Origin of the sequence: uncultured Lacinutrix sp. (genome assembly GCF_947500325.1) — a bacterium.
Classification (GTDB): domain Bacteria; phylum Bacteroidota; class Bacteroidia; order Flavobacteriales; family Flavobacteriaceae; genus Lacinutrix.
The window spans coordinates 149,155-169,759 of record NZ_CANMRQ010000003.1 but is presented as its reverse complement, the minus strand read 5'-3'; the positions used below and the strand labels follow the sequence as shown (position 1 = coordinate 169,759).

The following is a 20,605-nucleotide window of genomic DNA, read 5'->3' as shown; positions in this document are numbered from 1 at the left end:
AATCTTACACGGGAATTGTAAAAAAGAAGGTTGTACCAATGTGCTCTTCAGAATCTAACCATATTTTGCCACCATGAGATTCTACAATTTTTTTACAATGGGCTAAACCAATACCTGTGCCTTCATATTCTTCACGTGAATGTAAACGTTGAAAAATTGAAAAAATACGCTCTTGATGCTTTTTCGGGATACCAATACCATTATCTCTTACTGTAAATTGCCAATACTCAATATCTTTTATATTAACTTTTTTGGCATCTACTTCAATTAAAGGATCTATATCTGGCTTAGTGAATTTAATTCCATTACTAATTAAGTTTTGAAACAATAAACGTATTTCCAATTCGGCGCCTTTAATAGTTGGAAGGTTTGTGACTTGAACTTTAGAATTGGTTCTAGTAATAACATTTTGCAAATCGTCTTTTAATGTGTCTATTACAGTGTTACAATTCACGGTACCATATTCTTTAGTTTTTCCAAGACGTGAATAAGCAAGAATGGCATCTATTAATCGCTTCATTCTATCACTAGAATCTTTTACAAAGTTTAGACTCATTCTTCCATCTTCATCAAACTTAGTTCCATAATCTTCAACAAGTATATCTATTAAACTAGAAATAGTAATTAAAGGCTCTTTCAAATCATGACTAGCGATATAAGCAAACTGTTCTAATTCGTTATTTTTTGCTTCTAACTCAAAAGATTGTTTTGTTATAGCTGCATTTTTTTCTTTTAATGTTTGCGCTATTTTTTTCTTATTATTAATGTTTCTGTATAATAAATAGGCTCCAATTAGGGATAACGTAAATAAACCAATCAATAAGTAATTGATTTTATTCTGCATTGAAATCTTTTCGTTCTTTGCTTCTAGAGCTTTAGCATTATTTTTAATTGTAGCATTTTGTTTAGTAATACTATCTGTTTGTTGCTTAAGTCTTAATTCACTGTCTCTTATATTTTTTTCTTGAGCTTTTACAATAGCTAATTGAGATAAAATAGTTTCTTCAAGTTCACGCTCTAAAGCTATTTTTGATTCTAACTTTTGTTGTTGTAAATCACTTTCAGAAGATAAAAGTTGTATCCATTTTTCTCTTTTTTTTGCTATATTAGAAATGCTGTTAATACTATCTTTTTGAGTAGTTATAGTTTCATCCTTATATAATAAAGCTTTTGTTTTACGATCAAGTTCTTTTTCTTTCTCGTCAATTTCTGCTTGCTTTTCGGCTTCTATTTTTTTGCTTTCTTCTAATGAAGCCTCGGTAGTTTTATATAATTTCTTCCATTTTTCAGATGAACTTACCGCATGTGATTGTAGTGAATTTGCTGTAGTGAAGTTTTCTCTATAGATATTTTTTTCATTTGTTTCATATTCAAAAGTATCTCCAACATTAACCATATTAATCATAGATGATTTATAACTATAATCTTCACTAACTAATAAGATGTTTTTACCACTAATTTTATTTAATATATAGTCAATATCAAAATTTTGTGCTTGATTAACATATAACAATTGAACATTTGCAACATCTTTAACACTATTAAAGCATACAATAGTTACTTGTTTATTCTTAATTTTTCGCTTTTGAGATAGTGATTTTAAATCAATAAACGTACGGTCTTGGCCTAATACACCAATTTTAAAATCTGTAATATTATTTTGATTTTGCCAAGTAACTTGTTCAGCAAAATTAAATATAAAAATAGCACGTTGTAAGCGTTTTACTTGCTCGTTACTTGTGTTTTGCGATTGTCCAATTCTAGGAATACATGTAAAAGCAATCCAAAGACATAATATGAGGAATTTATAATTTGAGGGAAAGGTTTTTTTCATTATAGTTTAATAAGAGCTCTTAAATAATAGTTAGAACCATTAACTCCAAATTGTTGTACACGTCTACTGTACACAAAATTGCCATTATTTATGTTAGCAGAATGTTTATGCTTATCTGGATAAACATTAAATATGTTATTACCTCCAAACGTTAATTTTATATTTTTATTGGCCTGGTATGATAATGCTAAATCGGTTAATAGCTTTGAAGAAAATGTTTGATCACGAGTTTCTACATTACCTGTTAATTCGTTTTCTACCCAATTATTAGGATTACCATCATTTGGATGAATAAATTGTACTTCTCCAAAATAAGTATTACCCATTTGTACTTTAAAATCATTAATCTTGTAAGACAGAATTGAATTCATTTTAAAATTTGGCTGAGAACTTTCTACTCTGGCAATTTCTTCTCTATTAAACAATACATTTTCTTGACCAGCAAGTGATTCTGAAACTTTAATTGGTCCATCTACTCTTGTCTTTGTGAAATTAGCACCAAAAGAAGCATTAAATTCACCATCTGCAATTACTGTTCTATAGTTAAGAGCGGCATCAAAGCCATTTGTTTTAGAATCTATAGCATTAGTAAAAAATTGAGCAGCACCTACATTAAAAGGTTCTAATATAGTTTCATAACCATCTGCAAAACGCCCTGATAATACTATACGATCTTTAATTTTAATATAATAATAATCGAAAGTAAAAGTGAAATGCTCTTTAATCTTACCGCTAAAACCTGCACTAAAATGTTTAGATAATTCAGGTTTTAACTTTTCAATTTGAAAAGCTTCTGATGCTACGGCGCTTTCATTATTAAAAGTACCAACTTGAACAATGTCTCCATTAATAAATTGAGTACTTATATTTTGAAAGTAGACTTGATGTAATGAAGGTGCTCTAAAACCAGTAGAGTAACCGGTTCTTAAACTAATCTTATCATTTAATCTATATCTACCAGATAACTTGTAAATTAGTTGTCCTCCAAAGTCATTATAAGACTCATATCGTGCAGCAGTTTTTATTAATAACTTTTCATTAATATTCGTTTCTAAATCTATATAGGCAGATGAGTTTGTTCTAAATCTGTTTAATTCATTTTCTGGTTGAATGCCAGGGAAAACTTGAGCTCCCGGTATTCTTGGCTGTTCATCTCCATTGGCATCAATATAAGTACTTCCTCCATTAGCGTAGGATGCTTCTTCTCCTGCTATAATTTCATAATTTTCTACTCTAAGTTCTGCACCAAATGCAATATTTACTCCATTAAGCCAATCGTAAGTTCTAGAAATATCTAAGTTTGATGTGTTTTGTTTGTATTTAAAACCACCAGAATAAAAAGTACGAGGCGAAGCCACACCTAAAGAGGCATTATTTGAATTATTAACAGTATAATCTAAACCGTTCTTTCCTATAGAATGGCTAAAATCAATATCCCAATCATTTTTTACTCCTTTAAAACCAGCAACAATAGCATCATCTTGAATATCTGTTAAAATTTGAGGAGAGAAACCATTCGGAAATAATTCTAACACTACGCGATCTTCATCTTTTGGTAAACGAAAAAAGCCTTTTGCTTTTCCTTCACGGTAATTACGACCACCATGAAAGTAGAATGTAGAAGTATCAGATAAAGGTAATTCACTATTAAAAAAAACAGCTAAATTTTCTGTTTGCGCGCTACCAATTTCCATTATTCTATTATTATCGTATCCAGTTGTATTAAAGAAGTTATTTTCATTAATTAAGGTTTGATCTTGAGTAGCATCTGTAGAATAAACACTACCAGTATAACCACCTGCGCGATTAACAGCTTCTCGATTTCTATACTCAGCTGTCACATTTATAAAGCCTTTATTGCCAACTTTTAAACCAAAATTGGTTCCCATATATACAGCTTTTCCATCACCTTCTGTGTTCATGCCATATCGACCATCAATATTTATAACTTCTATTTGTTCTTTTAATATAATATTTACTACACCAGCAATAGCATCAGATCCATATTGAGAAGTTGCACCATCTCTTAGAATTTCTATTCTTTCAATAGCAGCTACAGGTATAGCATTAAAATCGGTACCTACAGTACCACGACCAACAGTACCATTAACGTTTAATAGAGAACTATTATGTCTACGTTTACCGTTTATTAATACTAATACTTGATCTGGGCCTAAACCTCTTAACGTGGCAGGATCAATATGATCTGTTCCATCAGAAATAGTTTGGTTTGTTGAATGAAATGATGGTACTAGATAATGTAGTATATGACTTAGTTCTATTTGAGAGGCGTTAGTAATTTCTTGTGGCGAAATAATATCTACTGGAGCAGTGGTTTTTAAAAGAGAACGAGGTTGCGCTCTTGAACCTAAAGATACTGGTTCATCTATAGAGAATCCAGTTTCTAATAAAAAATCTAAAGTTGCGGTATCTCCAACTTTTACACTTACAGAATTAGTTTTAGATTCGTACATAACAAATTCTGCAGCTACAATATAATCTCCTTCTTCTAAATTAAAAATATAAACACCATTAACATCTGTTGTTGTTTTATAATTAGTACCTTCAATACTTAATTTTGCTCCAGGTAAAATTCCATATTGGTCTGACACAGTACCAGTTATTATTGCTCTGTTTTGCGAAAAAGCATTAAAGGATATACTACAGGAAAGTATTAATAGTAATAAGTGTAAAGGTTTAAGGGATAACATAGTAATAGCAACTTTATAGGGTAGAATGTATTATTTTACTAGTTTATAAAAAAGTTTAGGTTTAAATTTTCAATAGCACCAAATTGGAAAAAAATAATTTAATACGTTATTTTTTTTTCATAATGATTTTCAATTAAATTACTTAATAAATCAATAGACAAAGGCTTATTTATAAAATCATTAACAGTTTCTATTTCTTTAGATCTTTTGTAATCATCAGGGTTGTTAGAAGTTGTTAGCATTACTAATTTAATATCCTTGGTGAATTTTTTATCTAATTTGTTATATTCTAAGATAAATTCCCATCCATTCATTGCAGGCATATTTATATCTAAAAAAATCAGATTAGGTTTTAAACATAACCCTTTTGATGCTTCTGTTAGATGCTTTAATGCATTTTCTCCACTAGTTACCGCAATAATTTCTTTAAACTCTTCATGCTTGGTTAAAACTTTTTTATTGTAAAAATTTGTAACCTTATCATCATCAATCAGTAATACACATTCAATTTTATTCTTCATAAGTTTATAAAAGTAGTTTACTTAGCTTACAGTTCTACAATGTAACTTTTTTTATTATTAATAAACGATAAAATGTGAATTTAATCGATTAAAACACTTTTTTGTGTGTAATTACGTAATCTATATCATCAAATTATGTATATGATAGTATTAACTATAATATTAGTAGCTTTGATAAAGTTTCAATTAGTAATTTTTTATGGAGAAAGATTTACAAGAGCATTATGGTTATTTATTTGAAAAAGAGTTACTTCAAGAGATTTTAAATGTTGGAAGTTATATTGAAATCTTAGAAGATGTGATGTTGATGGATATTGGTCAACAAATTAAAGCAATGCCATTATTACTTAATGGAGCAATAAAGGTTTTAAGAGAAGATAAAAATGGAGATGAATTAATTCTTTATTTTATAGAACAGGGAGATACTTGTGCCATGACTATTACATGTTGTATGGGGCAAAAAAAAAGTGAAGTAAGAGCTGTAGCAGAAACGGATACTAAGCTTATAATGGTGCCAGTTGAAAAGATGGGAGAATGGATGGGTAAATATAAAAGTTGGCAAAACTATATTTTGCAAAGTTATCATGACCGTATGATGGAAATGTTAGATGCTATAGATAATATTGCTTTTTTAAGAATGGATGAAAGATTATTTAAACATTTACTAGATAAAGCTAAAGTAAATCATAATGATACACTCCAAACAACACATCAAGAGATTGCAAACGATATGCATACGTCTAGAGTTGTAATTTCAAGATTATTAAAAGCTTTAGAGAAAAATAATAAAATAGAATTGTATCGTAATGCTATAAAAATATTAGACTTGTAACAATAGTTACAGTCATTTTATAAATCACTAGTTATTTTTGTATAAATACTTATTTAATAAAAATGATTGAATTTTTTGGTTACCTAGGAGCCTTACTCATTGGTGTTTTTTTAGGCCTCATTGGAGGCGGTGGTTCTATTTTAGCAGTTCCAATTTTAGCTTATTTATTTTCAATCAATGAAAAATCGGCTACAGCGTATTCTTTGTTTGTAGTTGGTGTAAGTGCACTTTTAGGAGGAATAAAACAACATTTTAAAGGTTATGTCGATTGGAGAACAGCAATTGTATTTGGTGTACCAGCAATTATTGGGGTTACTATTGTTAGATATTATGTAGTGCCAATATTACCAAACACCTTATTTTATATTAATGATTTTCAATTTACTAGACGTATGGCTATGTTTGGTTTGTTTGCAGCATTAATGATTCCAGCTGCAATATCAATGCTGAAAAATAAAAAAGAAAGAAAAGTAAAAGGTGGTGTAAAATACAATTACCCTCTTATTTTTATTGAAGGTATTATTGTTGGGGCTGTAACTGGATTGATAGGTGCTGGTGGCGGATTTCTAATAATCCCAGCATTAGTTATTTTGGCCAACGTTAAAATGAAAGTTGCAGTTGGTACTTCTTTAATAATAATAGCTTTTAAATCTTTATTAGGTTTTTTCTTAGGAGATGCATTAATAATGGAAATAGATTGGCAGTTTTTGCTAACTTTTTCGACTCTTTCTTTAGTAGGTATTTTTATAGGAAGTTATATAGGTAACTTTATTGATGGTAAAAAACTTAAAATAGGGTTTGGATATTTTATTTTAGTTATGGCTGTTTTTATATTTTACATGGAATTTTTTATAAAATAGTAATTGTAACAAAGGTTGCTTAAAAAACTAATAAATTGAGTTAATTTTGCTAAGTAAAAAAATAAGATAATAATAGAAATGATAATAGAACAGATTTATACAGGATGTCTTGCACAAGGCGCATATTATATTGAGAGTGAAGGAGAAGTAGCTATAATAGATCCATTACGTGAGGTAAAAGATTATATAGCAAAAGCTAAAGCGAGTAATGCCGAAATTAAATATATTTTCGAAACACATTTTCATGCAGATTTCGTTTCTGGTCATTTAACCTTATCTAAAGAAACTGGAGCTCCAATTGTTTATGGTCCCACTGCAAACCCTTCGTTTAAGGCAATAATAGCTAAAGATAAGCAGGTTTTTAAACTTGGTAAAGTTTCAATTACTGCTTTGCATACTCCAGGGCACACCATGGAAAGTACAACATATTTATTAAAAGACGAAAATGGAAAGGATCATGCTATTTTTAGTGGTGATACTTTGTTTTTAGGAGATGTAGGTCGTCCAGATTTGGCTCAAAAAGCAGCAGATATGACAATGGAAGATTTAGCAGGTTTGTCTTTTGAGAGTTTACGTTCTAAAATAATGCCTTTGGGTGACGATGTTATTGTTTTTCCTGGTCATGGAGCAGGTTCTGCTTGTGGTAAAAATATGATGAAAGAAACAGTTGATACTTTAGGTAATCAAAAACAAATGAATTATGCTTTAAGAGCAGATATGACGAAAGAAGAATTTGTTAAAGAAGTTACAGATGGTTTATTGCCACCGCCTAAATATTTCCCATTAAATGTAAAATTAAATAAAGAAGGATACGAGCATATTGATGCTATTATAGCTAAAGGAACAAAAGCGCTATCTCCAGAGGAGTTTGAAGTAGCAGCAAATGAAACAGAAGCTTTAATTTTAGATGTTCGTCATCAATCAGAATTCATTAAAGGGCACATTCCTCGTTCTATATTTATAGGTTTAAAAGGTGGTTTTGCACCATGGGTTGGCGCTTTAATTGCAGATGTTAAACAACCACTTTTATTAGTGGTAGATGAAGGTAGTGAAGAAGAAGCAATAACGAGATTATCCCGTGTAGGATTCGATAATACTTTAGGGTATTTAAAAGGAGGTTTTGATGTCTGGAAAAATTCTGGTAAAGAAATAGATGATATGATATCTATTTCTGCAGAGGAATTTAAAAATCGAATAGAAAAGAGTCCTATTCCAATTTTTGATGTTAGAAAAGAAGGTGAGTTTATAGCAGGACATATAGAAAATGCTAATTTTACTCCTTTAGATAATTTAAATTCGCATTTAGCTGAATTTCCTGAAAATGAAACATTTTATGTGCATTGTGCTGGAGGTTATAGATCTGTTATTGCATCTTCAATATTAAAAAGTAGAGGTATTCATAATCTAATTGATGTTGCAGGTGGCATGGGAGCAATTAAGAAAGCTGGTATTCCTGTTTCAGATTTTATATGTCCTTCCACTTTAAAAAAATAATATGACCTTTTTATGGATTTAATTTATAATACTTGGCCTTGGTATGTCTCTGGGCCATTAATAGCTTTAATTATGTTTTTACTCTTAAAATTGGGTAAAAAATTTGGTATGTCTTCAAACTTAAGAACAATGTGTTCTATGGCTGGAGCTGGTAAATATGTCGATTTTTTTAAATTTGATTGGAAAGCTAATAAATGGAATTTATATGTCGTTTTAGGTGTAATTACAGGTGGTTATATAGCACTTCAGTTTTTATCTCCTAATGCACCGCAAATAAATCAAGATGTAGTGGTTCAGCTTCAAGAATTAGGTATAAATAGTGCAAATACATCTTTTTTACCTTCTGAAATTTTTAGCTTAGAAAGCTTAATGACTATTAAAGGGTTTTCTATTTTATTATTAGGTGGTTTCTTGGTAGGTTTTGGAGCGAGATATTCTGGAGGTTGCACTTCTGGTCATGCTATTTCTGGACTAAGTAATTTACAAATACCGTCGTTAATAGCAGTGATAGGTTTTTTTGTAGGTGGTTTAGTAATGATTCATTTTTTATTCCCTTTAATTTTTTAATTATATGAAACAGTTTTTATCCTTTTTCTTTATTGGGTTATTTTTAGGTATATTATTTATCAAATCTGAAGTAGCTTCTTGGTTTCGTATATATGAAATGTTTCAGTTTAAAAGCTTTCAGATGTACGGTATTATTGGATCTGCTGTAGTTCTAGGAATTATAATTGTACACTATATAAAATATTCTAAACAAAAAGATTTTAATGGAGATGCTATTATCATCACTCCAAAAAATAAAGGGTTTATAAGGTATTTTGTTGGAGGCATTATTTTTGGCTTAGGTTGGGCATTAGCAGGAGCTTGTCCAGGGCCAATGTATGTTTTATTAGGAACTGGCTTACCAAGTATTTTAGTGCTAATTATTGGAGCGCTTTTAGGTACCTTTGTTTATGGTGCTATCAAAAATAAATTACCACATTAATAGTGTTTTACTTCTTTAATAACTTAATATGTAACTATAGTTACATATAGGTTTAAGCATTATATGTATATTGGCAATAGATAAAATAAAAGCTTCAAATTTAAAAGAAGTTATCCTTATTTATTTTATTAATTGATTGATAGCAGAAAAGTGCTCATCAATGAGCACTTTTCGAATCAATAATTTATTTCTCTTTATATATTTTTATAAATCATTTGTAACGTTTTAAAAGATTGTGCGTCATATATGTAACAATCAATATTTTAGAATGTTATAAACCGAACCTTTTTTTGGTGAACACATTTTATTTTGATATAAAATAATCAAGAGAAATGAAAGAAGATAGATCATTATTAGTAATCACGCATTTAAGTCAATTAGTGACTTTAATAGTAGGCTTTGGTAGTTTAATTGTGCCATTAGTGGTATGGTTAACTAAAAGAGATGAAATATATAGAATGGATGCTCATGGTAAAAGCATCGTTAATTTTCAATTAAGTTTAATTGTATATTGTATTATATGCGTTCCTTTAATCTTATTATTTGGCTTAGGCTTATTAGGTTTTATAGTACTTGGGTTAATAGCTATAATATTTCCAATTGTAAATGCTATTAAAGTTAGTAATGGAGAAGAACCACATTATCCTTTATCTTTTAATTTTATTAGTTAGTTGTAGATCTTTTAAAAGGTAAAGAAAAACGCGTACTGAAAAGTACGCGTTTTTTATTTTTTATAAAGTAGAAATGTTTTTAATTCATTAAGAATTTAGCATCACAGGCATTACTAACATTGTAACATGTTCGCCTTCATCTAAACCATCTACTGGCGTTAAAATCCCAGCTCTGTTAGGCATACTCATTTCTAATTGTACATCACTAGCATTAAGATTATTTAGCATCTCTGTTAAGAAGCGTGAATTAAAACCAATTTGCATATCATCACCTTGGTAATCACAAGTTAAACGTTCTTCTGCTTTATTACTGTAATCTATATCTTCTGCAGAAATATTAAGTTCTGCTCCAGCTATTTTTAAGCGAATTTGATGTGTTGTTTTATTTGAGAAAATACTAACACGCTTCACAGAATTTAAGAACTGCGTACGGTCAATACTAAGTTTGTTAGGATTCTCTTTTGGTATTACCGCTTCATAATTAGGATATTTTCCATCAATTAAACGACAAACAAGAATTGTATTCTCAAAAGTAAACTTTGCATTAGAATCGTTATATTCTATGGTTACATTTTCATCACTAGCAGATAATATACCTTTTAATAATGTTAAAGGCTTTTTAGGCATAATAAATTCTGCAACTTGAGAAGCGCTAACATCTTCACGAGTATACTTAACTAATTTATGAGCGTCTGTAGCTACAAAGGTTAAATTATCTGTAGAAAATTGAAAGAACACACCACTCATTACTGGTCTTAAATCATCATTACCAGCAGCAAAAATGGTTTTACTTATTGCAGTAGCTAAAATATTTCCAGCAATAGTTGTAGAACTAGGGTCTTCTAGCGCTACAGCTTTAGGGAATTCTGCTCCATCAGCATAAGCTAAAGCGTATTTACCATGATTAGAACTAATCTCAACTGTATTATTTTCTTCAATTGTAAAGGTTAGTGGTTGTTCTGGAAACGTTTTTAAAGTATCTAATAGTAAACGAGCAGGAATAGCAACACTACCTTTACTATCACTTTCTATGTCTAATGTAGAAGACATAGTAGTTTCTAAATCACTTGCCGATACAATTAATTTGTTATTATCAATATCGAAAAGGAAATTATCTAAAATTGGTAAAGTGTTAGAGCTATTTATAACTCCACCTAAAACTTGTAATTGTTTTAGTAAATAAGTACTTGATACTATAAATTTCATTTGGTCTTTTATATTTTTGTTAGAAGACAAATTATTGTATTCATTTATGAGATTATTATAAATTATAAACTCAGAATTATGAATATGTCATCTATGAATTGGCCGATATATTCCGAATAATTAATTACTACAAATATATTATTTAACCACTTAAAACTGAAACAAACTTATTAACAAGAAATTACTGCGAATGTGTTCCTTTTTTTAAGTTTTGTCTAAGCTTTTTTTGAGTATTTACGTTGTCTTAAAAAGTTAAAAATAAAACCAAATAGCCCTAGAATCAATAAAGGAAGTATAATATTAATGATTTGCCATTTTGTTTTTTCTTTAGCAATTTTTGTTTGATCTAGAAAAGCTACTTTTACTTCTTTGCTACGAATGTTTATAAGTCCGTCATCGTCTAAAAGGTAATTAACAGAATTGAGTAAGAATTCTTTGTTACCATATGTTTCTTTAGTCCATTTATCAAAACCTAAACTAGTTGGTCTCCCTTTTTCTAAATCATTTTTTATAACATCACCATCGGCAATTATAATCATTTTAGTTGCAGGACTTTTAGTTTTATCATCTGCTAATTTTAACGGTTTTACTCTATTGTTATAAACAGAAGTAAATTCACCTTCTAATAATACAGCTAAGTTTTGTCTATCTTCTGTAAATAATCTTGAATCTGGTTCTTTTAATGCAAAAGCTAAATTAATTTCAGATAGCGCTCCTTCTAAACGACTTGGTCTATCACTTTTTAATAAAATAGTTTTTGTTATAGCGTTGTTTTTTAACGTGTCTATTTGGTTAGCAAAATCAAATTTAACAAAGTTTAAATTATTAGTAATAGGGTGTTTAACATCGCTAAGCGCTAAAGGAGAATAAGGCCATAGAAAATGTTGTAGTTTCAAACTTTCATCTTGCCCAGTTTCTAATGTGATTCTTCCTATATTTTGACTTTTAACACTGGTTAATAAAGGATTAATACGAGCGCCATATTTAAAAAAGAAATTAGTAAGATTTAATTCCCTTGGAACAGCAATGTTTTTTCCTTCAGCATTAAATAGGCTATCTTTTTCCATCGCCATTTTATCAATTAGCCACAAGCTTTTTCCTCCATTCATTGTGTATTGATCAAGGACATACTTTTCTTCTTCAGAAAAGGCTTCAGTAGGTTTTGCCGCTATAATTAAATCATAGGTATTTAACGATTTTGATGTTTTTTGAGGATTAGATGCAACACTATCTAATGTAAAAGGTGCTATGTAATAGTATTGGCCTAAAGTTTTAAGGAAATCGGCAATCTTAATATCTGCAAGTTCATTATTGCCTTTTAAAATAGCTATTTTTCTACGTTTAGGGTTTACTAATTTACTTAAACCATCTGCAAACGCATATTCCAAATGTTGTACAGAATTAGATACTAATTCTTGCTGATTAGCATTTATTTTATATTTAACTAATGGAATTTCAACAGTTTGCCCATTATAGCTAGCCAAAGCCCAAGGAATAATTATAGCTTGGGATTGTTTACCATTTTCTTGAACACTTAACTGCATAGGTGTTAAACCTCGTTCTGTTAATTGAGCAATGTTTCTATCTCTTGTGGTTTCATCTTCAATGGGGTTAATGAAATTGAATTTTATATTGTCGTTATAAGCTGAAAACTCTTCTAATAATTGTTTGGTTTCAGTTTGTAATCGCCTAAATTCTGAAGGAAAATCGTTTCCTTCTAAAAACACATCTATTAGAATAGGAGAATCTACATCTTTAACAACATTTAATGAAGCTTTATTTAGTGTATAACGTTTATCTGAAGTTAAATCGAAACGACCATACCATTTAGAACTGATAAAAATATTTATCATAATTAACGTTAATGGTATTAGTAATAAATACGTTTTGTTTATTGGGCTTGAACCTTCATTATTAATACGTTTTACTGTAAGAAATATAAAGAATACCGTTACACTTAAAAAATAAATAACATCTCTAGTATCTAAAACACCACGACTCATGCTCTTAAAATGAGAACTCATCCCTAGTTTTTCAATAAAAGGAGCTGTGAAATCTGCTAAACCTTCAAAACCAACATAAAAGAAGAAACACAAAAAAACGGCAATAATAAAAGCTACAATTTGATTATCACTTAGAGTAGAGGAGAAGATGCCAATAGCAGTGTACGCAGCTACTAAAAATAGTAGACCAAAATAAGAACCCAAAGTACTTCCAAAATCTAAATTACCTATAGGTTTTCCTAATTGGTTAACTGTGTATACATAAAGTAGTGTTGGAATTAAAGCTAATAGAATAAGTAAGAAAGCACCAAAATATTTACCTAAAACAATTTGTAAATGTGAGATAGGTTTGGTTAATAATAATTCTAAAGTGCCTTGTTTTTTCTCGTCGCTAAAACTTCGCATAGTAACAGCAGGAATTAAGAAAATAAGAATCCAAGGCGCTAATAAGAAGAAAGACGATAAGTCTGAAAAGCCATAGTTTAGAATATTAAATTCTCCTTTAAAAAGCCATAAAAACAAACCATTTAATAATAAGAAAATGGCAATCACCATATAACCTATTGGAGAAGCGAAAAATGAGTTGATTTCTTTTTTTAGTAATGCGAACATTATGTTAATTTAGAATTATTTTTTATCAAAGATATTAAACCGTGAATAGCAACACCAAAAAATATCATATAAAGACTAAAGCGTGTTAAAGGTCTTTCTATTTCTTCTGTCGGTAATTCTATGAAAAATCCATATATAACAAGAAAACTTGCTATAAAAATTATTATAGAAGCAAATATTTGAATCTTTTTAAGTGTTTTGTTTTTTGCAAGCACTAAGTAGGCTCCTAATGAGGTGTTAATTAAACCGAATAACAAAATATATAAATGACCAGCTCTAAATAAAGCTCTATTCATTAATTCCATATTCTTTAAATGGTCATATTCATGATGCATATATTGACCCGTTAAAAGAAAAATAATAACGATTAATATTCCTATATATAAATGCGCTTTACCAAGCATATTATTTTAATGAGTTCTTCTTGCTTTAACTTAAAGTAACTAGCTTATCCACACTCCAGGCTTCAGGTTTAGCATTAAACATTGGTTTTGTTTGTGCCCATACACCTTTAAATAAGTCAGAATGTCTATAATTATTTAAATCGGTTTCGGTATTCCAATAGCTATACGTAAAAAAGATGTTTGTATTGTGTTTATCTCTATATAATTCAAGAAATTGACAGCCTTCAAAATTGCGAATACGATGTTTTACGGTTTCAAAATTAGTAAGAAATTGTTCAATATTTTCTTCAGCAAAACTCATTTTTACAATTCGTACAAACATAATTTACTTTATAAAATTAATAGTTACTGTATCTCTAAGTTTTAATCCCATTAAAGAGCTGGCACCACCAATATTACTGGTGTTTCCTTTGTAAATTGCAATTTCTAAATAATGAGATGAGTTGAAGACTACTAAACCTCGACCTTCATCATTTCTATTCTCTTCAGGTATTTCAAAATTAACAATATCACTATATTTTGAATGTATCTTTTTAAATTTATGGTTTCTAGCTGAGACTTCAAATTGCCGTCCTTTTTGTATGTCTTCAAAAAAAGATTTTCTAATATTGGTTACTACATTTCCGTAGTTATCGATGTAAATTATACTTCCAATAATTTGAGTTTTCTCATCATTTACATAAGGTTCAAGGTTCTTTATTGGTTTTATTTCACCAATAGTTTTTCCTATAATACCTAGTTTGCCACCACGAGCAATATGGCAAGCAACTTTTACAAAAACATCAAGAACAGGAAAACTGGTTTCAATCTTATCATGAATATTTATCTCTACAATTTCTGTTGGAGAAATTTCAGAGCATATCATACTCATAATGCCATTATTCGCACAAACAAAATAATGATCGTCTAATTTAATCGCTATATGTTTGTTTTCTTCATTAATTTCTGCATCTATTCCAATAATATGTATTGTGCCTTTTGGAAAACTGCTATATGCATTTTGAATAATATATGCAGCCTCAGGAATATTAAAAGGAGATACAGAGTGAGAGATATCAACAATTTTTACATCAGGCAATTCACTATAAATAGCTCCTTTTATCGCACCAGCAAAGTGATCCTTCTCACCAAAGTCTGTTGTTAATGTGATAATTGCCATTTAGTAATTGTTGATATTTTTTTGGTTTAAAGCGACTAAAATTTGTGTAACTTTATTAAGTTTAATGCACAGAACAAATCTAATAAAATAGAATAGATAATTTACTTAAAACGTTTGCCATTTGAATGAAATCATAATTGAACTTGAAGAAATCACTCCAAAAGAATTTTTTGGAGCTGGAAATGAAAATATTAAACTTTTAAAAAAGTATTTTCCAAAATTAAAAATTGTAGCTAGAGGTAATAAAATTAAAGCTTTTGGTGAAGAAGAATTACTTGATGAGTTTGATAGACGACTGACTATGTTACTCAAACATTTTGCGAAATATAATAAGCTAGATGAAAATGTTATAGAGCGCGTATTAACAAGCCAAAGTAGTGATGATTATATTACTAGTGAAAAAAGTGGAGAAACCATAGTTCATGGCGTTAATGGGAAACTTATAAAAGCACAAACAGCTAACCAACGTAGATTAGTAGAGCTAATGCGTAAAAATGATATGGTTTTTGCAATTGGTCCAGCTGGAACCGGTAAAACATATACAGGTGTTGCATTAGCGGTTCAAGCTTTAAAAAATAAAGAAGTTAAGCGTATTATTTTAACACGACCGGCTGTAGAAGCAGGAGAGAATCTTGGTTTTTTACCAGGTGATTTAAAAGAAAAATTAGATCCTTATATGCAACCACTTTATGATGCATTGAGAGATATGATTGCTCCTGAAAAACTAGCGCAGTATATAGAAAATGGTACTATTCAAATTGCTCCATTAGCATTTATGCGTGGTCGAACATTAGATAATGCGTTTGTGATTCTTGATGAAGGACAAAATACGACTCATGCTCAAATGAAAATGTTTTTAACACGTATGGGGAAAAATGCTAAATTTTTATTAACTGGAGATCCAGGACAAATAGATTTGCCACGTCGTACTATTTCGGGATTAAAAGAAGCACTTTTAGTACTTAAAGATATTGATGGTATTGGCATGGTCTTTCTTGATGATAAAGATGTGATTCGTCATAAATTGGTTAAGAAAGTGATTGCTGCATATAAAAATATAGAAAACGTAGAGTAGTTTATAACAAATCAATATTTTTGCACTTCCTAAAATTATAGGAAACATAAAACACACAACTAAAACTATTGAATTCGTGGCTAATAACACAATAACAGATTCAAATTTCAACTTTACAGGCCAAAAAAGCGTCTATAAAGGAAAAGTAAGACAAGTATATAATATCAATGATGAAGAATTGGTAATGGTGGCAACAGATAGGCTAAGTGCTTTCGATGTTGTTATGCCAAAAGGAATACCTTATAAAGGACAAATTCTTAATCAAATTGCTACCAAATTTATGGAGCAAACTGAAGATATTGTCCCTAACTGGCTAACAGCAACACCAGATCCTAATGTTGCAGTAGGTCATTTATGTGAGCCATTTAAAGTAGAAATGGTAATTAGGGGTTATATGTCTGGTCATGCTGCACGTGAATACAAATTAGGTAAAAGAGTATTATGTGGTGTTGAGATGCCTGATGGTATGAAGGAAAATGATAAGTTTCCTAAACCTATTATTACACCAGCTACGAAAGCAGAAATGGGAGATCATGATGAAGATATTTCTCGAGAAGATATTTTAAAACGCGGTATAGTTAGTGAACAAGATTATATAATACTTGAAGATTATACACGTAAATTATTTCAAAGAGGTACAGAAATAGCTGCATCTCGTGGTTTAATTTTAGTTGATACTAAATATGAGTTTGGAAAAACAAAAGAAGGGAAAATCGTTTTAATAGATGAGATTCATACTCCAGATTCTTCACGCTATTTTTATGCTGAAGGTTATCAAGAACGTCAAGATAAAGGAGAAGCGCAGAAGCAATTATCTAAAGAATTTGTGCGTCAATGGCTAATAGCTAATAATTTTCAAGGATTAGAAGGACAAACTGTGCCTTTTATGAGTGATGAATATATAGAAACTGTTAGTGAGCGCTACATTGAATTATACGAGAATATTATGGGTGAAAAATTTATTAAAGCAGATGTCTCTAACATTCAAGAACGAATAAATAATAATGTCGAAGTTTATTTAGCTAAATAGCTTTAAAATTTAAATCTTGTATAAAAAAAAGGGAACTATTAATGAGTTCCCTTTTTTTCTAATTACTTAAATAAATTATTCTACAATAATTTTCTTTGTAATAGTTGTTGAGCCATCATCAATATTTAATAAATACATTCCAGATTCAACATTACCAAGGTTAATTGCTTTGTTAAATTCACCAGAAGTAGTATTATAAGAGTTGTTAATAATTGAACGTCCTCTAATATCAAATACTGCAACATCTATATTGCTTGATGTAGTATTAAATTTAACATTAAACGCTCCATTATTTGGGTTTGGATAAATACTTAAGTTATTAAGACTAAATTCATCAACACTTAAAGCATCTGTAACATTTACAGAGTAATCTTCTACTTGTCCCCAAAAACCAGTTCCACATGGTGTAAGACTATCTATGTCAGATAGTGTGTTTTCCATCCTGACTCTCATAGTAGTCGTTCCTAGAATTGCATCAGCAGGTACCATTATAGTATAAGGAGAGTCACTCGTTGCAACATCAACAACATTTGCAGCCGTTCCTAAATTATATTTCTCGTTTGCATCAAAAATACAATTTTGGTTCCAATCAATCCAAGCACTTATTACATATGGGAAATCACCATTAGTATTAACATTTACTGTCATATCATGAGATGAACCTATTTCAACATCAGTTGAAATAGAAGTGAAATCTTGATAAGGATCATCTGCACTTGCATCTAAAGTAACATTATTAATGGTGTTAAATATTACTCTAGTAATCCTGTCATCGTCAGCATTAGTTGCTGCAGCTGCACACAGTCCATCTACAACTGTAAGCATAACATCAACTGTCTTAGTTTCTGAAGCCGACATACCAGTAACTACAATAGTATAATCTCCTGCTGTTGCTCCCATTAAACCATTAACAGTCATAACTGTAGTTCCATCTGCATTCAATGTTGTTGGAGAAAACACAACAGTAGATCCTGCTGGATTTCCAGTAGCACTAAAAGTTGTAGTCTCAGAAAAACCATTTACAGTAAAGAAATCAACATCATATGATACCGAATCTATACCACATGCACTTTGAGCGCCATTTGTATTATTTAAAGCAAATGAAGGCGCACTTGAAATATCAAATGTTTCAGACAATGCATAAAAAATATTATCTGCAGCTTCAACTAAAATTCTTGCATTACTAGTATCTGCCACTGCAGGAACAGTTATAGACTCTGTTCCGTCATTAGGTGTGTTTGTTACTAATGTAGTAGGAAAAGTAGCTCCTCCATCTGTAGAAAATTTAATATTTACAGTTTGGCAATTAATCGTTGCATTATCTGTAGACCCTACATTCCATATAACATTTTGAGAACTTCCACTTCCCCAAGCTGGTGGAGTCACTACTGTAAAAGGAGCTCCTCCTTCAACAGTTACAACCATTTCATCAAAATCTGTTTGAGGTGATTGTCCAACGCCTCCAGCTTCTGATCTATCTCTTACTATTAATGCGAAATTTAATGTTCTAGCTACAGTGGATACTGTTTCCCAAGAAGTATTTGCAACAGTTTCAACTGGATTAGATTCAGTTAATTCTCCAGCTAAAACTCTACTATATATTGGCATATATCTATCTGGTGAAGTACTCGGTGGACGAGATCTAAACATTGCTCCTGCAGTATTTGTTGGTCCAAAAACAGTATTTGGAACAGTGCCACTATCTATTTGTTCCCAAGTATACGTTAAAGTATCTCCTCCATCTGGGTCTGTTGCAGCTCCTTTTAATATAAAAGCTGTACCATTAGGAATTGCAAAATTTGCTCCTGCATTTGCTACTGGAGGATTATTTGTTATTGCTGTAGTTACTGCACAATTGTTTGGAGCATTAGCAACATTGTCTAATACCTGCGTGATACTATAATAGTGAAAATATGGATTACTATGATCTTGAACATCACTAGGCCCTGTAATACCTGCATATCCCATAATAGTTGTTCCACTACCAGGTTCTGCATTTACTCCAGTTCCTTCGTTAACATGAGAATAAGTATGATTAGCTCCCATTTGATGACCAATTTCATGCGGTACATAATCTATATCAAAAAAGTCTGCCATATATGGACCGCCATCATTATCTGTAAACTGGTGAGCAGAAAAAGCAGATCCTTTTCCGTTTTCACATACACAACCTATACATCCGGCATTACCATTATTTCCAGCAAATACTAATAAATGACCAATGTCATAATCTGCTTCTCCAACTGTAGCTGTTAAATTTGCTTGTAGGTCTCCATTATAATTTGTTCCATATGGATCTGGAACTGTTGTTGAATATACTAAATCTAAAGCTGGATCATCTGCTGTATCAACTAAAACAAATGTAATCGCCATATCTACTTCAAATACTTCATTATTTCTATCTAAAGTTGAAACCATTTGTGCTAAAGCATCAGCTCTAGCATCTCCATTAGCTGCATTGCCATCGTCCCAAAAAGTTGTATACTCTTGAGTTACAGAACAAGCCATTCTAAAAGTTCTTAATAATTGATCGTTAGCATCTCTAGATACTTCGCTACTAACAATTCGCTTAGTGATTTCTATATCTTCTGTTAAGCATTCAAATGTTTCAGAAGAGTTAAGTTTTGCTGTTCTGTTATATAATAGGTATTGTCCATTAGACACTTTAGTAACTGGTTGAATATAAACCATTTCTTTTCCTGGTTCAGAAATCATTCCTTTTAATCCTAAAGGTGTTACACTAAATCTTACTCTAGTTCCTGAATTATCTACTCTTGATCCTAAATATGTTTTAATTCCTGGATGGTCTGCAGCATTATCGTTAGAAGAGAAAATTTGGGTTTCTACAATTCTAAATTCTTGCATTTTACCATCTATACTTGGAAAAGAAACAATGGTATTAGATCTACCTTGAGATGCATTTCTTAATGGTGCACCTTGTAGTTGTTGTTTGAAACCTTCTATATTAAATTGGAAAACTTCAGAGTTATCCTTGTCTAGGTTTTTTAATGAGATGCCATTGGTGTTTTCTTTGAAAGTCGTTTTAGTCCATATGCCATCTTGTGCAGTAACAATAAGACTAAACATAACTAAGAAAAAACTTGAAAAAGTAATTTTTAAATTCATTTATTATTATGTTTTTGGTTAAATAAATATCATGAATATAAGCCATAAGAGATTTTTCTATATTTACTTCATTCATGGA

General features: G+C 30.3%; 17 protein-coding genes. 8 read left to right on the top strand and 9 right to left on the bottom strand.

Features of this window, described 5'->3' with window-relative positions; translation table 11 throughout:
* Positions 1-4: 4 nt before the first annotated feature.
* The 3 genes from Q0997_RS05910 to Q0997_RS05900 form a co-directional block, all read right to left on the bottom strand.
* Positions 5-1,834 (bottom strand): YfiR/HmsC family protein, encoded by a 1,830-nt coding sequence (locus tag Q0997_RS05910; protein ID WP_299885991.1) that lies wholly within the window; start codon positions 1,832-1,834, stop codon positions 5-7.
* A complete protein-coding gene (locus Q0997_RS05905; protein WP_299885988.1) occupies positions 1,834-4,545 on the bottom strand; it encodes a TonB-dependent receptor in 2,712 nt (903 codons plus the stop codon). The genes Q0997_RS05910 and Q0997_RS05905 overlap by 1 nt, the downstream gene beginning before the upstream one ends.
* A 98-nt stretch (positions 4,546-4,643) precedes the next feature.
* The gene (locus Q0997_RS05900) at positions 4,644-5,066 is read right to left on the bottom strand and encodes a response regulator (protein ID WP_299885985.1); all 423 of its coding nucleotides are present in this window, start codon (positions 5,064-5,066) and stop codon (positions 4,644-4,646) included.
* A 199-nt stretch (positions 5,067-5,265) separates the two neighbouring features.
* Here Q0997_RS05900 and Q0997_RS05895 point away from each other — a divergent pair, with 199 nt between their 5' ends.
* From Q0997_RS05895 to Q0997_RS05870, 6 genes are all read left to right on the top strand, one after another.
* Complete coding sequence (locus Q0997_RS05895) at positions 5,266-5,898, top strand: Crp/Fnr family transcriptional regulator (protein WP_299885982.1); 633 nt, start codon at positions 5,266-5,268, stop codon at positions 5,896-5,898.
* A gap of 56 nt (positions 5,899-5,954) precedes the next feature.
* On the top strand, positions 5,955-6,758 hold the full coding sequence (locus Q0997_RS05890; RefSeq protein WP_299886394.1) for a sulfite exporter TauE/SafE family protein: 804 nt from the start codon (positions 5,955-5,957) through the stop codon (positions 6,756-6,758).
* 78 nt (positions 6,759-6,836) lie between these two features.
* Positions 6,837-8,252, top strand: coding sequence for an MBL fold metallo-hydrolase (locus tag Q0997_RS05885; protein ID WP_299885979.1), 1,416 nt, complete (start codon positions 6,837-6,839; stop codon positions 8,250-8,252).
* 12 nt (positions 8,253-8,264) lie between these two features.
* Positions 8,265-8,819, top strand: coding sequence for a YeeE/YedE thiosulfate transporter family protein (locus tag Q0997_RS05880; protein WP_299885976.1), 555 nt, complete (start codon positions 8,265-8,267; stop codon positions 8,817-8,819).
* 4 nt (positions 8,820-8,823) lie between these two features.
* Complete coding sequence (locus Q0997_RS05875; protein ID WP_299885973.1) at positions 8,824-9,240, top strand: DUF6691 family protein; 417 nt, start codon at positions 8,824-8,826, stop codon at positions 9,238-9,240.
* A 332-nt stretch (positions 9,241-9,572) separates the two neighbouring features.
* Positions 9,573-9,911, top strand: coding sequence for a DUF4870 domain-containing protein (locus Q0997_RS05870; protein WP_299885970.1), 339 nt, complete (start codon positions 9,573-9,575; stop codon positions 9,909-9,911).
* Between the two features lie 87 nt (positions 9,912-9,998).
* On the opposite strand, the gene dnaN is transcribed toward Q0997_RS05870, so the two are convergent.
* The 5 genes from dnaN to Q0997_RS05845 all read right to left on the bottom strand — a co-directional run bounded on the left by dnaN (position 9,999) and on the right by Q0997_RS05845 (position 15,295).
* Entirely contained in the window at positions 9,999-11,117 is a 1,119-nt protein-coding gene (dnaN, locus tag Q0997_RS05865) for a DNA polymerase III subunit beta (protein ID WP_299885967.1), read from the bottom strand.
* A 215-nt stretch (positions 11,118-11,332) separates the two neighbouring features.
* Positions 11,333-13,732, bottom strand: a complete 2,400-nt coding sequence (gldG, locus tag Q0997_RS05860) for a gliding motility-associated ABC transporter substrate-binding protein GldG (protein ID WP_299885964.1) — start codon at positions 13,730-13,732, stop codon at positions 11,333-11,335.
* Entirely contained in the window at positions 13,732-14,136 is a 405-nt protein-coding gene (locus Q0997_RS05855; RefSeq protein WP_299885961.1) for a hypothetical protein, read from the bottom strand. Before Q0997_RS05855 ends, gldG begins: the two co-directional genes overlap by 1 nt.
* A gap of 25 nt (positions 14,137-14,161) precedes the next feature.
* A complete protein-coding gene (locus Q0997_RS05850) occupies positions 14,162-14,458 on the bottom strand; it encodes a putative quinol monooxygenase (protein WP_299885958.1) in 297 nt (98 codons plus the stop codon).
* Between the two features lie 3 nt (positions 14,459-14,461).
* Positions 14,462-15,295 carry an SAM-dependent chlorinase/fluorinase gene (locus Q0997_RS05845; protein ID WP_299885954.1) on the bottom strand — a complete coding sequence of 278 codons (834 nt, stop codon included), beginning with the start codon at positions 15,293-15,295 and terminating at the stop codon, positions 14,462-14,464.
* A 121-nt stretch (positions 15,296-15,416) separates the two neighbouring features.
* Here Q0997_RS05845 and Q0997_RS05840 point away from each other — a divergent pair, with 121 nt between their 5' ends.
* A complete protein-coding gene (locus Q0997_RS05840) occupies positions 15,417-16,370 on the top strand; it encodes a PhoH family protein (RefSeq protein ID WP_299885951.1) in 954 nt (317 codons plus the stop codon).
* A 76-nt stretch (positions 16,371-16,446) separates the two neighbouring features.
* A complete protein-coding gene (locus tag Q0997_RS05835) occupies positions 16,447-17,400 on the top strand; it encodes a phosphoribosylaminoimidazolesuccinocarboxamide synthase (RefSeq protein WP_299885948.1) in 954 nt (317 codons plus the stop codon).
* 75 nt (positions 17,401-17,475) lie between these two features.
* On the opposite strand, the gene Q0997_RS05830 is transcribed toward Q0997_RS05835, so the two are convergent.
* The gene (locus Q0997_RS05830; protein ID WP_299885945.1) at positions 17,476-20,526 is read right to left on the bottom strand and encodes a reprolysin-like metallopeptidase; all 3,051 of its coding nucleotides are present in this window, start codon (positions 20,524-20,526) and stop codon (positions 17,476-17,478) included.
* Positions 20,527-20,605 lie beyond the last annotated feature (79 nt).